This is a genomic window from Staphylococcus nepalensis, from assembly GCF_002442935.1.
Lineage (GTDB): Bacteria > Bacillota > Bacilli > Staphylococcales > Staphylococcaceae > Staphylococcus > Staphylococcus nepalensis.
This window is the reverse complement of the sequence record NZ_CP017466.1, coordinates 352,103-367,168: the sequence shown is the minus strand read 5'-3', so window position 1 is coordinate 367,168 and position 15,066 is coordinate 352,103. Positions and strand designations below refer to the sequence as shown.

General features: G+C 34.3%; 11 protein-coding genes. 4 read left to right on the top strand and 7 right to left on the bottom strand.

Going from position 1 to position 15,066, the window contains the following annotated elements:
* Window positions 1–24: 24 nt before the first annotated feature.
* Together BJG89_RS01560 and BJG89_RS01555 are read right to left on the bottom strand one after the other, a co-directional pair.
* The gene (locus BJG89_RS01560) at window positions 25–999 is read right to left on the bottom strand and encodes a tRNA dihydrouridine synthase (protein WP_096808213.1); all 975 of its coding nucleotides are present in this window, start codon (window positions 997–999) and stop codon (window positions 25–27) included.
* Between the two features lie 302 nt (window positions 1,000–1,301).
* Window positions 1,302–2,477 carry a YbfB/YjiJ family MFS transporter gene (locus BJG89_RS01555; protein WP_096808212.1) on the bottom strand — a complete coding sequence of 392 codons (1,176 nt, stop codon included), beginning with the start codon at window positions 2,475–2,477 and terminating at the stop codon, window positions 1,302–1,304.
* A gap of 180 nt (window positions 2,478–2,657) precedes the next feature.
* On the opposite strand from BJG89_RS01555, the gene BJG89_RS01550 reads away from it, so the two are divergent.
* Window positions 2,658–3,461, top strand: coding sequence for a DUF3100 domain-containing protein (locus BJG89_RS01550; RefSeq protein WP_096808211.1), 804 nt, complete (start codon window positions 2,658–2,660; stop codon window positions 3,459–3,461).
* A 5-nt stretch (window positions 3,462–3,466) separates the two neighbouring features.
* Window positions 3,467–3,919 (top strand): hypothetical protein, encoded by a 453-nt coding sequence (locus tag BJG89_RS01545; protein WP_096808210.1) that lies wholly within the window; start codon window positions 3,467–3,469, stop codon window positions 3,917–3,919.
* Between the two features lie 69 nt (window positions 3,920–3,988).
* On the opposite strand, the gene BJG89_RS01540 is transcribed toward BJG89_RS01545, so the two are convergent.
* Both BJG89_RS01540 and BJG89_RS01535 read right to left on the bottom strand, forming a co-directional pair.
* Entirely contained in the window at window positions 3,989–4,318 is a 330-nt protein-coding gene (locus tag BJG89_RS01540) for a DoxX family protein (protein ID WP_411756573.1), read from the bottom strand.
* A gap of 32 nt (window positions 4,319–4,350) precedes the next feature.
* The gene (locus tag BJG89_RS01535) at window positions 4,351–4,923 is read right to left on the bottom strand and encodes a TetR/AcrR family transcriptional regulator (protein ID WP_096808208.1); all 573 of its coding nucleotides are present in this window, start codon (window positions 4,921–4,923) and stop codon (window positions 4,351–4,353) included.
* Between the two features lie 140 nt (window positions 4,924–5,063).
* Here BJG89_RS01535 and BJG89_RS01530 point away from each other — a divergent pair, with 140 nt between their 5' ends.
* Window positions 5,064–6,005, top strand: coding sequence for a DsbA family protein (locus BJG89_RS01530; protein ID WP_096808207.1), 942 nt, complete (start codon window positions 5,064–5,066; stop codon window positions 6,003–6,005).
* A gap of 193 nt (window positions 6,006–6,198) precedes the next feature.
* Here the strand turns inward: BJG89_RS01530 and BJG89_RS01525 are convergent, their stop codons facing one another.
* Together BJG89_RS01525 and BJG89_RS01520 are read right to left on the bottom strand one after the other, a co-directional pair.
* Complete coding sequence (locus BJG89_RS01525) at window positions 6,199–6,534, bottom strand: hypothetical protein (protein WP_096808206.1); 336 nt, start codon at window positions 6,532–6,534, stop codon at window positions 6,199–6,201.
* Window positions 6,535–6,749: 215 nt separating this feature from the next.
* Window positions 6,750–13,175 carry an Ig-like domain-containing protein gene (locus BJG89_RS01520; protein ID WP_198401960.1) on the bottom strand — a complete coding sequence of 2,142 codons (6,426 nt, stop codon included), beginning with the start codon at window positions 13,173–13,175 and terminating at the stop codon, window positions 6,750–6,752.
* Window positions 13,176–13,676: 501 nt separating this feature from the next.
* Here BJG89_RS01520 and BJG89_RS01515 point away from each other — a divergent pair.
* The gene (locus tag BJG89_RS01515) at window positions 13,677–14,102 is read left to right on the top strand and encodes a DUF2871 domain-containing protein (RefSeq protein WP_096808204.1); all 426 of its coding nucleotides are present in this window, start codon (window positions 13,677–13,679) and stop codon (window positions 14,100–14,102) included.
* 78 nt (window positions 14,103–14,180) lie between these two features.
* On the opposite strand, the gene BJG89_RS01510 is transcribed toward BJG89_RS01515, so the two are convergent.
* Window positions 14,181–14,927: a sulfite exporter TauE/SafE family protein gene (locus BJG89_RS01510; protein ID WP_096808203.1), complete on the bottom strand. Its 747-nt coding sequence runs from the start codon at window positions 14,925–14,927 to the stop codon at window positions 14,181–14,183.
* Between the last annotated feature and the right edge of the window lie 139 nt (window positions 14,928–15,066).

Sequence of the window (15,066 nt, the reverse complement as noted above, 5' to 3'; positions counted from 1 at the left end):
GTACTTTCGTTTTAAACGCTTAAATTAACTGGTCTGTTCCATTTGCGCTTCAAATTTATCGAGTAGCGCGCGAGCCTCGTCTGTCGTATTCGTGCTCATCAATTGATGTCTTAATTCACTCGCGCCTCTAATGCCCCGTACGTAAATTTTAAAGAATCTACGTAATGGTTTAAACAAACGTGATTCTTCTTTTGAATATTTGTCAAATAGTTCAAGATGTAATCTCAACAAGTCTAAAAGTTCTTTGCTGGAATGTTCTCTTGGTTCTTTTTCGAACGCATATGGATTATGAAAAATACCTCGACCAATCATGACACCATCAATGCCATACTTCTCAGCTAGTTCAAGTCCTGTTTTTCTGTCTGGGATATCTCCATTAATCGTTAACAAAGTTTCCGGGGCTATTTCATCACGCAGCTTTTTAATCTCTCCAATTAGTTCCCAGTGTGCATCCACTTTACTCATCTCTTTACGCGTGCGAAGATGAATGGACAGGTTTGCAATATCTTGCTCGAAAATATGCTTCAACCACGCTCTCCACTCATCAATTTCAGAATAGCCAAGTCGCGTTTTAACACTCACTGGCAGTCCACCCGCTTTAGCTGCTTGAATAATTTCAGCTGCGATTTCAGGTCGCTGAATTAGACCTGAACCTTTACCTTTTGTTGCAACGTTCGCCACTGGACACCCCATATTTAAGTCTATTCCTTTAAAGCCCATCTCTGCCATCGCGATACTCATTTCACGGAAGTGATCTGGCTTATCTCCCCAAATATGAGCAACAATAGGTTGTTCGTCTTCAGTAAATGTTAAGCGCCCGCGCACACTGTGTACACCTTCAGGGTGGCAAAAGCTTTCTGTATTTGTAAACTCAGTGAAGAATACATCAGGTCTGCCCGCTTCACTAACAACATGACGAAAGACAACATCTGTAACATCTTCCATCGGTGCTAAAACAAAAAATGGACGCGGCAATTCACGCCAAAAATTTTCTTTCATATATATTTAAACCTTCTTATCTATTAATATCTCGAATTTTTATCCATGACGATATTACCACAAAATGTCAACTTACACAAAAGGAAGATATCTAATGAAAAGCCTATCCAGACAAATCGCACTAGCAATATATTACAATAAGATAAGAAACTCTGTTATCATTCATAAACCATATTTGACATAAAATAATATTCTATCTCGTTTGAAATTTGATAATGTTCCAAAAATTATAAGTAAAATTAAAACAGGCTAATATATCACTCTAACTTTTTCAATAAATTACTTGGAAACAACAGAATGATTTAACTTCCATTGTTCCCCTGATAGCTATATATACTACTTAACAAACCTACACATAATATGAAGGCAGCAAAAATTAGCGATGCATTGTAATCCCCTGATTCACCAATTAATATACCTGAAAGTGCTGGCGCAATCAATTGTCCTAAACTGTAAATCATTGTTAATAAAGCTACCAAGTTCACTTTATGATTACCTTGAAACATAAGTGTTTGTGCTTTAGACATGAATAATGTTGTTAACCCAAGGAATGTTGCTCCAAAGAACAGAGAACTAATTATTAAGCTCACTACATGCCCTGAAAAAACAGGTAGTATCACAGCAATGATTTGTAGTACAAATGCAAAATATATTGCTTTCGCATGCCCTACCTTATTTGCCATCATAGACCATAAAATCGTAGAAGGCACAGCACCTAAACCTACAAACATCCAACTTAACGCTGCGTAATCGGTTAATCCAGGTATTGATTTAACGATGGCTACTAAGAATGTCCCTGTAATAATATAACCAGCGCCTTCACAAAAATAGGCGATTGAAAACCCCCAAATAAATTTTTTCTTCACTTTAATTGTTTCGGTATATTCAATATTTTTTGATTTGAAATTTTTATTTTCGATATTGTGATTTTCGCGCATACCAAATATAACAAAAATCCCTATCATTAAAGAAAAAATGCCTAGTGATATCCAAGTAAGTTTCCATGTGCTCGCTGTAGTAAATAAGAAAATAAAGATACTACTTGTAAAAATACCTAAACCTACGCCACTATATAACAGACCTGAGATGCCATCTTTTTTCGCTATTCTTAAAGCTTCAAGCGTTACATTCGATGCTAAAACAAAAACTGTACCGCTTGTTATTCCAGAAACCAAACGCACAATACACCATAGTAGAAAATTATCAGAAAGTCCCATCATTAAAGTCGAAATAATATTTATAAATAAATAAATTTTCAAATCCGTAACCTTACTAAACATAACAATCCATATAGGAACAATGGCGCCTATCAAATAACCTAGATAATTAATCGTAGCTAGTAAACCAGCACTTCGGTCATCTAAACCTCTTGTTTGCTGCATAAATGGCAAAATAGGTGTATATGCAAAACGTCCAATCGCCATTACTATAAATAAACAAATCACCCCTAATAAAAGTTGCCGATAAGCATGTTGCATCTTCTCCACACCTTTCGATTGTAGTGAGTCCATTATACGCTTAAATTCCATATTTACACTTACCAAATTTCTAAAATTTATAAATCATATTGATACCCTTTTCATTTTGAAATATTAAGTATAGAATAGATTTTATTCGTATTTAGAATTTTCGGAATATTTTAACTAGGAGGGATTGATATGAAACAACAAAATACACTTTGGAAAGATTGGAGATTACATGGCATTGTATTAATTATTATGATTATTTCCGAAGTCATTGGTGCGCATAAAATACCTTTAGGCATAACTTCAATCCTTTTGTTGCCAGTTGTTTATGCAGTGTTACTCGGATTAGGGGTTTATTTCACGCCCATCATCGGTAAAAAACAAGCTAAAAATTCCGAACCAATGGTATTTATTTCAGTAGCACTACTCATAGCAAAATTTGGTGTAGAAGCAGGGCCCGCATTACCTAAAATCATTGCAGCTGGGCCTGCTTTAATATTACAGGAAGCTGGCAATTTAGCTACGATTATCATTTCATTACCATTAGCTATATTATTAGGTTTACGACGTGAGTCTATAGGGATGACTCATTCAATAGGTAGAGAACCCAATTTAGCGCTGATTACCGAAAAATATGGTATCTCTTCCCCAGAGTGGCGAGGCGTGATGTCTATGTACATATTTGGAACCATTTTTGGGGCGATATTTTTTAGTATCTTTTCTGGTATTTTGATTTCCATTTTACCATTTAGTCCGATTGCTTTTGCCATGGCTACAGGAGTAGGAAGTGGCGTAATGACTGCAGCTGCTCTGGGGCCTTTAGTCGAAATGTATCCTGACCAAGCTAACACAATTACCGCATTTTCTGGCGTAAGTAATCTTCTGACGTCAGTGACGGGACTTTATATTGGTATTTTAATTGCTCTACCTTTAACCCGAAAATATTATAGCTTGATTATGCATGTTAAATCAAAATTCACAAAAGATAAGGAGTGACTGTGATGTCTTCAAAAGTTATAAATTGGATTCTCACCTTATGTATAGTAGGAATTATTTCAATTTTTAGTAATTGGATTGGGTATAATGTCATGCCTTTGGAGGCATTACCCGGCATCCTTGCATTAATGGGTGTCGCCTTATTAGGATTGGTTTTACGTGATATCGTGCCTTTAAACATACCAAGTATTGCTTATATTGGTATAATAGGTTTAATCATTACTATGCCTGGGGTTCCTGGATCTTCTCACATCGTTGAATGGACTGAACAAGTAGATTTGCTGTCATTAGCCACGCCAGTTGTTGCCTATGCAGGCGTTTCAATAGGGAATTCATGGGCTGACTTCGCCAAGTTAGGGTGGAAAACCATTGTTATTGGTATTGTTATTTTGCTCAGTACATATATCGGTTCTGCGCTCGTAGCAGAAATTGTATTAAAAATTCAAGGTCTAGCTTAATCAACTACAAATAACCCCCAGCTTAAAATAAGTTAACTGGGGGCTTTAATATTAAAAATAACAACGTATCTAAATATAATAGATAAACATACCAAAATTTAATAAAAATAATATGATGGCTGGGATTGCTTTTTTAATTGGGTCTTTACCTAAGAAAATCAGCGATAAGGCCCCAACAAACATAGTCACACCTAGTAATACACTAGATAGTAGTGCAATCACGTTATATAAAACGCCTATAAGCATACCAAGACCGCCTACAAATTCGAATATACCTGTAATTTGGTTAAAGATAGGTGGGTAGCCGAGACGGGCAAAATCTTTTTTCATTGCGCCAGACAATATTTTAGAACCTGTCATGATAAAAAATATACCTAATATAATTTGCAATATAATCATAATGATCCCCATTTTAAAAACCCCATTTCAATTCAATTTTTAGTTGCTTCACAAGATACAAAACCAGAAATAATATAAGGTGTGACACGTTTAATATAAGTTTCAGCAGAAATATCACTAAAGTTTTGACACCATTTTTCAGAAGCGCTGTAGATACTCGCACTTAACATACTTGCTGCTAATTGACGCGTACTATCATCCTCAAAATGAATGTCAATCAATAATTTATAAAGTATACTCTCCATATGCGCTTGAACAATATTACTTATCGTTTCCGGATAACTTCTGTGACACTTCCTATTTAAAGACAATTGGAATTCTGCTACCGCTTTAAAAATATTAGCAATGGTTGTTTCGTCCAATTGACACTGTTCAAAATATTCGTAATTTAAATTAATTAATAGCTCTTCAGAAAGCGCTTTATCCAATAAATCATAGATGTCACTAAAATGATAATAGAAAGTGGCTCTATTGATAAGCGCCTCTTGGGTAATATCTTTTATGGTTATGTTTTTAAAATCTTTTTCATCTGAAAGCTTAATAAAAGCTTGCATAATAGATTTTCTAGTTTTAATAACTCGCAAGTCTGATTTTGATTGTAGCATTCGACTCCCTCATTTTCTCCCAACATTAATTTATAAATGTTGGATATTCAACATTTATTACAATCTGTTGGTACTTATTATTCATATTACTACTTATTATAAGTGTATATCAATTTAATCAAACTTAGGAGGATAAAAATATGGTTAACAATATGGTATGTGATATCTATTCAGGCGTTTGTAAACCTAACGAGGAAAGTGAAATAGAAGCAATTAACCTAAACATAGATAGCCCTAACTTAACTTTATATTACGTAACTGACCCTATGTGTTCACACTGTTGGGCATTCGAACCTACTTTAAATAAACTTTTAGTACAATATGGGCATTTATTTAATTTCCAAATGGTAATGGGGGGTCTATTAGAGGAATGGGGAGATGGGCCAATCGACCCAGCTAATGGCATTTATAAACCTGCCGATGTAACACCACACTGGCAAGAGGTAGGAAAGTATTCACGTATGCCTATCGATGGTACCATTATGGAAATCGACCCTGTGCAATCTTCATACCCAGCATCACGTTTATATAAAGCAATCCAGCAAATAGATTCACCTACTACCGCTATTGAATTCATTAGACTCGTCAGGGAAGCAGTATTTGTATTCAATCAAAATATTTCGAATCCTAAAGTACTTAAATCGATTGTACAGGATTTATATAAAAATAACGAAACGATAAACACTGCAACTATTTTAGATTTAGCAAATAGTAAAAAAGGTCAAGAACTACTTCAAGATGATTTTGACTTAGTAAGACAATTAGGTGTTAGAGGTTTCCCTACTATTGTAATAGTAAATAGTGATAATCAAGGCACTAAAATTGTAGGCGGCAGAGATTTAAATGTGTATATTAGTGCAATCGAAACATTAAACAACAATGATAAATCAGCACCAAAACCCCTACCAGACTTAGGGTTGTATTTAAAAGCACAGCATAGATTGTTTTCAAAAGAAATTGAGTTTATGTATAACATCCAACAAGGTGAAGTCGCACAATTTATCACACGTCATTTAGACCCATCTACCTATGTCGCTAAAAATATGCTTGGCGAAGATTACTATGAAACCACATTAGATTAATGTGTAATATATACCTAAAATATATGACTATTGGAACCAATCACTACCCTTTGGTTTCATAGTCACTCTATTATATGGACAACTATTTTATAAAGACTTAGTGGAATAAAATTTACTATTCGGCTACTATACTAAGTCAAATAAATTTATGATTATAATTTATGATTATAATGTAAAAATCAAATTACTTTAATTATCTTTCTTTCCTTTTTAAATACTCCTTATACTTAAATGTTTCTATATTATTAGTTACGATAATATTTTTATGAAGTTGCATTTTAAGGTACCTACTCACTTCACAAACTGCATCCACTTCTAATGACTTAAAATCATTCATTTCAAGTAATAGAAAATCTAAATCTTTAACTTTATTATTCGTTTGAGAAAGTAAATTATAAATATTTCTTAAAAGACTCTGTTTATAATTCTTTTTTGAAATTGTTACTACTCTTGAATTTATAGGTCCTTGTTTCCTATTGCGTAAATAAAAAAGTATATTACCCTTGCTATATTGAATAATAACAAACATATATTAACCCCATTTTATTTTTATAAAGTCTATTAAATTTATACACATCAATCACAATTTATAAACATATTTATTTAATTTAACTCAGTTTATTAGTTTATTAAAAAAATAACATTAATTAGCTATTGGGTATAATAAATTTGAGGCCGAAACATTATTTTTTTATGTCTCGGCCTCACTCATACTTATATTAATTTTCTGTTTGTAAACTGATGTTATTTATCTTCTTCTTTTTTTCTACGACGCTTAATAAATAATAATAATGCGCCCATACCAGCAAATAATGAACCGAATAGAGTAGCATTGTTTTCTTCATGCTCCCCTGTTTTAGGTAATTCGGATTTATTAATATTATTTTTATTAGCTACGTTATCTTTTTCTTTTTTATTAGAATTGCTAGTCGCACTTCCTGAATTATTATATTCCGCATTACTGTTTTGATCTACCTTAGAAGTTTGCCCCGTATTTGAAGATTGATTTACGCCTGATGTTTCACTTGTATTTTGTTTTTCTTCTGGAATCGCTCCTTCATTTGTACTTGTTGCTTCACCTTTATCTGATGTTTCATCTGTATCTTGCGCTTCTCCTGTACCTGGTACTTTATCTGCGCCTGGCACAACTGTATTTGTGTTTTCAGAAGTATTTCCACTTTGATCTGTAGCTTTAACTATGATGTTTTCTCCACCATTTAAGTTAATATTTGTTGGAATTTCAATCGTATAATTACCTTCTTCATCAGCTGTATCAGTCACTGTTGTGCCATCTGGAAAGGTTACTGTTACTGTTGATCCTGCTTCTGCTGTTCCTCTGATTGTCTTGTCTTCACTTGTTACTTCATTCACCGTTGGTGCCTCTGGTGCTGTCGTATCAGTAACCGTTGTTGTCGCTGACTCTGATGGGTTACCCGCTTTATCTTTCGCAGTAACTATGATGTTTTCTCCACCATCTAAGTTAATATCTGTTGGAATTTCAATCGTGTAGTTGCCTTCTTCATCAGCTGTACCTGTTGCTGTTGTTCCGCCTGGGAACATCACTGTTACCGTTGATTCTGGTTCAGATGTTCCGCTTACCGTTGTGCCTTCACTTGTTACTTCATTCACCGTTGGTGCCTCTGGTGCTGTCGTATCAGTAACCGTTGTTGTCGCTGACTCTGATGGGTTACCCGCTTTATCTTTCGCAGTAACTATGATATCCTCTCCACCATTTAAGTCTACATTAGATGGAATTTCAATCGTGTAGTTGCCTTCTTCATCAGCTGTACCTGTTGCTGTTGTTCCGTCTGGGAACATCACTGTTACCGTTGATCCTGGTTCAGATGTTCCGCTTACCGTTGTGTCTTCACTTGTTACTTCATTCACCGTTGGTGCCTCTGGTGCTGTCGTATCAGTAACTGTTGTTGTGACAGAATCTGATGGGTTACCCGCTTTATCTTTCGCAGTAACTATGATATCCTCTCCACCATTTAAGTCTACATTAGATGGAATTTCAATCGTGTAGTTGCCTTCTTCATCAGCTGTACCTGTTGCTGTTGTTCCGTCTGGGAACATCACTGTTACCGTTGATCCTGGTTCAGATGTTCCGCTTACCGTTGTGTCTTCACTTGTTACTTCATTCACCGTTGGTGCCTCTGGTGCTGTTGTATCCACAACTGTTGTCGTCGCTGACTCTGATGGGTTACCCGCTTTATCTTTCGCAGTAATTGTGATGTTTTCTCCACCACCTAAGTTAATATCTGTTGGAATTTCAATCGTGTAGTTGCCTTCTTCATCAGCTGTACCTGTTGCTGTTGTTCCGTCTGGGAACATCACTGTTACCGTTGATCCTGGTTCAGATGTTCCGCTCACCGTTGTGTCGTCACTTGTTACTTCGTCCAACGTTGGTGCCTCTGGCGCTGTCGTATCAGTAACTGTTGTTGTGACAGAATCTGAGATATTTCCATTACTATCCATAGCAGCTACTAATAATTCTTCTCCACCTGTTAATTTCACATTTTCCGGTATAGCAATTGAATACTCACTTTGCGCATTGGCTTTTCCATCTGCAGTCTTACCGTCTGGGAAGGTTATAGTTACCGTTGAACCTGGTTCTGCTGTTCCTCTAATTGTCTTGTCTTCACTTGTTACTTCGTTCACCGTTGGTGCCTCTGGTGCTGTCGCATCCACAACCGTTGTTGATGCTTGAGTTGATTTATTATCGGATTTATCTTGGGCACTGGCTTGAATTTCTTCTCCACCTGTCAAGTCCATATTTTCTGGTATATCAACTATAAAGTTACCTTGTTCGTCAGTTTCTACATCGACTGTAGCACCTCCAGGGAATGTTACGGTCACTGTTGAATTTGGTTCTGAAGTTCCAGCAATTTGAGTATCTTCACTAGAGACTTCATTTATCTTTGGTGCATCTGGCGCTGTTGTGTCTGCTACTGTTGTCATTGTCGGTGCTGAAATATTATCGTTTTTATCTGTTGCAACGACTTGTAACGCTTCACCACCATCTAAGTTAATATCTGATGGAATTTCAATTGAATAATTGCCATCTTGGTCTGCTCTACCTGTCGCAGTGCTATTATCTGGAAATGTTACAGTCACTGTTGATCCTGGTTCTGCCGTTCCACTGATTGTCTTGTCTTCACTTGTTACGTTATTTACCTTAGGCGCGTATGGCGCTGTTTCATCTTTAACAATGGTTTTCACTGGATCGGTTTCATTACCAGCGTCATCAGTGGATGTTACTTCTAACTCTTCTCCGCCTTTTAAGTCTATTTCATTAGGTATTGTAACAACATATTTCCCATCTGCGTCAGTTTCACCAGTGGCTGTTTCACCGTTAGGGAATTTAATTGTCACGGTTGTATTAGGTTCTGCTTCACCAGTGATTTGCGCATCTTCACTTGTCACGCTATTCACTATTGGCGGTGCAGGCGCTGTTTCGTCTGTTACTGTAGTTGAACTTGGTTGTGAAACATTACCTGTTGCGTCTGTTGCTGTAGCACTAATTGTTTCTTTGCCTTGTAGATTTTCGCTTTCTGGGATAGCTACTGTGAAGTTACCATCTTCATCTGCTATTGTTTCAGCAATTGCACCACTTGGAAATGTTATTTTGACTGTTGCGTTTGCTTCTACTTTACCTGTTACTTCAGTACTTACACTTGTTACTTGACTTATTTGTGGTGTATCTGGTGCTGTTTTATCTATCACATCCGTACTACCAGATTCTGAAACATTACCTGCCACATCTGTTGCTGTAGCTTCAATCGTTTCTCCCCCTTTCAATCCTTCGTTTTCTGGAATAGCTACTGTGTAAACTCCATTTTGGTCTGCTATTGTTTCAACAATTGCGCCACTCGGGAACATTACTTTAACTGTTGCGTTTGCTTCTGCTTGCCCTGTCACTTGATTACTATTACTTGTTACATTTTCTAATGTAGGTGCATCAGGTGCTGTTTTATCTGCAACTGTTGTTGTTGCTACAATTGATTCATTACCTGCTTCATCTATTGAAACTGCTTTGAACACTTCTCCGCCCTTAAGAATGACACCACTTGGTATATCAGCTGTATAATCACCTTGATTATCAGCTTTCACTGAAATTTTACCCCCACCTGGGAAACCAAGTGTCACTGTTGAGTTAGGTTCTGCTGTACCTGTTACTTGCGTATCGTTACTTGCTACTAGATTTATTACTGGTGCATCTGGCGCGGTTTCGTCTGTTACTATAATTTGGCCAGACTTTTCACTTATTTTGCTGTCTTTACTAGCTATTGCTGTTAAAACTGTGCCAGCTGGCAGTGGTTGGTTTAAAGTGATAGTTGCTGATGAACCATCGTCAGGAATTTGAACTGAGCCAATTTCATTATTATTATTGTCTCGAACAGTAACAGTAGCACCTGCTGTCCCGTTGACGTGAATTTCTGTATCATTATCATCAACTGGGTTGATTGACGGTACAGGAACTTTAGAAAGATCTATAATATTGAACGTGTTAACTTCATCGTTTTCATAGTTAGGCGAATCAATGGCAATAGTATAAGTACCTTCTGGTGATTGTGGAATTGATACATTAAACTTACCATCGGCGTTAACCGTAGCACTACCAATTACTTTCCCGTTTTCGTTAATCACTTTAGCTGTTTGTGTTGCAGCGCCTTCTTTTAGTGGAACTGAACCTGTTACGACCGTGTCTTCATTTGTAATATCAGCAGCTTGAGGTTTCCCTACTAATGGAGATGTTTTATAATTAATAACTTCATCACCATCATTTTTACCATCACCGTCTGTGTCTTCGTTTTCAGGGTCTGATAAAGCAACTTGACGTTCATATCTGTCTAACAGACCATCTTTATCATAATCTTGTAATGCTAATGTTGACGTTCCCAATGTATGATTAATAAGTTGTCCATCGCTATCAGTTAAATAACCTGCAAATGTAAAATCATCTTTTTGTTTTGTAGTTTCTCTTATTAAGTTACCTTGATCATCATATTGTGCATCCTTAGTTAATATATTATTTACACTTTGATTTAATTTAATAACAATACGCACACCTACTGTCTCCGGTAATCCATTGTTAAACTCAATTAATTTATTTAAATTATCACTTGTTATCATTCCATTACCGTTACTATCAAGTTGTATATTTGCTACTTTATCTTCTGAATGATAAGACTTATCAAAACCAGATAAACCTTTATAGTCGTAAGTATGCAATTCTACACTTTCGATGTAAGGTAATAAGTCTTTATCAATCTGATAATTATATGACCATTGCTTACTTTTCGTTTTACCGTACGTAAAGGTACCATTTTTCATAATTTGTTGGTCGATTATAAATCCACCATGTTCTCCAGGTGCGTCATCATATGTTGCTGAACCGCTACTTGCCTTAAAAACATTTTTGTCTTCATCTGAGACATTACTTTCTAATTGAACTAAATCATCATCAGCTGTAGTTAATAAATAACCGCTACTCTCGGAAGTTCTTACAATTTTATTATTGATTGAATCGCGAACAAAAATTTGGTAATTTAGTTTATTATTATCTAAATTTCCGGCTTCATTTAAAATATTTCCTACTGTATCATCTAATTCAATTTTTCCATTTGTAGCAGTATATTGAGATAAAATCTCTGCTCCTCCAAATAAACCACCATTTGCTCTAATAAAATTGACTTCCCAAGTATTAGTTAACTTGCCATTTTCGTCATGTAATCTTATAAACTCAACAGGGTTTTTTCTACCACTTGGATTAGCAGTAATTTTTGTAACATGCTTAGAAATGATTGGATCCAATTTCAAGTCTATTTTATAACGATTGCCAGAATTCGCTCCTGACATATAACTATGAATATCGAACGGGATAACATTGCTATCTAACATATCTTGAGAATCTAAATGCTTTGGATCAAAAATTAATGAGGCAAATGTATAGTTGTCCATATACCCTAAAGATTTTTCAACTTCTTCATTTTGTTCTACTGCAGCGCTTAATGCAGTCGGTGTAGCCATCGAACGTAACCTCGTACGTTTTGAGGTAGCTAATGTTTTTACATTGTCTTGCTGATTTGCAAGTTGAATAACAGATGCTTTTAAAATTTCAGTATTGATTTCTTCATCTGTTGCATTTTTATAGTCTATATCTGTATCGTTTAAAATAGCTTGTGTTTCTTCATTAGGCAGTTGACTATTTAAATAATTTTTAATCGTTGCTTCTTTATTATCATTTTTTGATAATTCTTCTGTTAGCTTTGATTGTGCATTATCTTTTTTATCCGTTATTTTCTCTTCGTTTGCTTCTGTGGCATTTGCCTTTTCAATACTTTGCTTTATATTTTCTTGTGAAGCAGCTTGTTTGGAATTATTAGAGGGGTCTTTCGTTTTTTCGGTAGTATGCGCTTTTGAATCTAGTTTGGCTGATGCTTCTTTATCTTCAGATGATGCTGTAGACGATGTCTTGTTTGTAATTTCTTTTTTCGGACTTTCAGATGGTGATTTTTTATTAACGTTATTATTAAATGATGTTTCGCTTTCAGATGTTTCTTTTTGAGATGCGTTGTTATTTATATCATTTTCATTCGTTGTTTCTTGTGTTGTTTCTTTCGATGTCTCATCTATATCTCTTTCTACTTGTGCTGATTGCTTTTCTTCATTATCGATTACTTTTTCTTGATTCGAATTTTTTTCATTTTTGGTTTCAGTAGCATGTGTTGTCTCTTTCGATACCTCATCTATGTCATTTTCTACTTGTGCTGGTTGTTTTTCTTCATTATCAATTACTTCTTGATTCGATTTTTCTTCATTTTTGGTTTCAATAGTTGATATTTCATTGCTAGTTGTATCTTGTTTACGTTCTAACTCTGTATTTTCAAACTTTTCTTCTGTATCTGTAGTTCGGCTTTCAGTACTATTTGTTGCTTCATTGTTATTTTCCACGCCTTTAATATCTTCGACATCCAGCGCTTCCCCTTTATCAGAATTATCAGTTTTTTCATCTGTTTTAATCGTAGCTAATTCATCTGCTTGTGCTTCGTTACTAACGCCGAATACCAATGTTGCCCCGATTAATAATGATGCAGTTCCAACTGTAAATTTTCTAATAGCATACTTATTTAACCTATTAGGTAAAAATCCTTGATCATTTTTCATTTTTTCCCACCTCATATTAAGTTTTCACAACTTTATTGTACTTAACTAATAAATAAATGCAAGTTATTTTTAAATGTTAAGTTAATTTTAATAAAATAACATGCACTTTACAATATTTCGTTGCTTAGTTTCACGACACATTAATTTAAAGATAGTTATCTACAAAACCCATTGTACTGTCACAATACACAAGAATAATAAACATAAATACATGTAATTCACAGTATAAATGAACACTATTAACCTCAAAACAAAAGTGTTGTTTTATACCGAAGATATTATATAAACTACGGTGCACAATGTAAATACAAAAAAATTAAGTTTAAATCTTAAAAATTTTAAGAAAATTCACTTCACTTTTTAATACATATCTTTTTTTCTTTTAATATTTTGTTTACTTAGTAAATTTATGATTTTGATAATTAAATTTCATAATTTGTTCACACTCAGTTCATAAATTTTCTTTAAATTATAGTCATTAACAATCTGGAGGTTATAAAAATGAAAAAATTAATGTATAGTTCAATTTTATATACTATATTAGGTATGCTAAGTGGCTTGTTTTATCGAGAAATGTCTAAAGCAGAGAACTTTAGTGGTTATTCACAATTAAATGTAACTCATACACATTTACTAGTATTAGGTACAATCATGTTTTTAATTTTCCTAGTTATTGAAAACCAATTAAAATTAACTAAGCACCATACGCTTTTTAATTATTTTTTCTATGTGTATCATGTAGGCGTCTTAGTAACAGTTGCTATGCAATTTGTTAATGGTATTGCAGTTATGAAAGGATTCAGTGTTAGCCCTGCTATTGCTGGTATTTCAGGGCTAGGACATATCACAATCTCAATTGCTTTTATTTTATTCTTTGTATTATTAAATAAAAGTATAAATGCTAATGCTCATCAAAATAAATCATAAATAAAAGGTCGGATTCATAGTGATATGACAAAATGATTCCGACCTTTAAAAATATTATTAAACATTGCACAATAGTAGTTATGAAACGACAAATAACATTAGTATACCAAGTAATACTAAAAATACATAAATCCATTTTTCAAAATTATGCGGCGTTGTAACATAAGATAAATACTTTCCAATCATCACTGAAATAATTAAACAAGGTATTGATAATAAAAATAGTGACAATGTTTGTGATGTCCATATACCGCCTGTGATTTGACCGATGACAACAAAAATTGCTGTTATTAAAAAGTGTGCTTGCACTGTACTTTTAAATGCTTTAATACCCCACCGCGTCATCGTTCCATAAATCACAACTGGTACGCCATGAGAATTATATAAGCTCCCTAACATACCTGAAACTATCCCAGTAATAAATGCCCAAATTTTAGATTTCAATATAATATGAGCATAATTTTTAAAATAAAGTGTTCGTGCCAATGCATAAATACCATATAAAATTAAAAATATACCAAGCATAAATTGGACGTTACCCGCTTCAAAATGTCTTAAACACCATATGCCTATAGGGATACCAAGTAAACTTCCTATCAACATCTTACATAAAACTTTATATTTTATCGTCTTAAAATCATAAAATATATTTAAACTAGCTACGAATAAACCTGCTAATCCAATGGTTGAAATAGCTGTATGTGTGTCTAAACCTATAATCGCAAGTAATGGCATACTAATCAGTGCTTCACCAAATCCAAAATAACTTCGAACTAAGCCTCCTAAAAATATTGCTATCAAAACGAATACTATAAAAAAATCCATTTATATACTCCTTTACATTGACTTTCAACTATAATGGATATAATCCTAACGATAATTATTCATGTTATGCTTATCATCTAAGAAGTCATCTTTGTTTACAATATGTAGAACCTATGACTTTCTTATTATATGTGAAGTG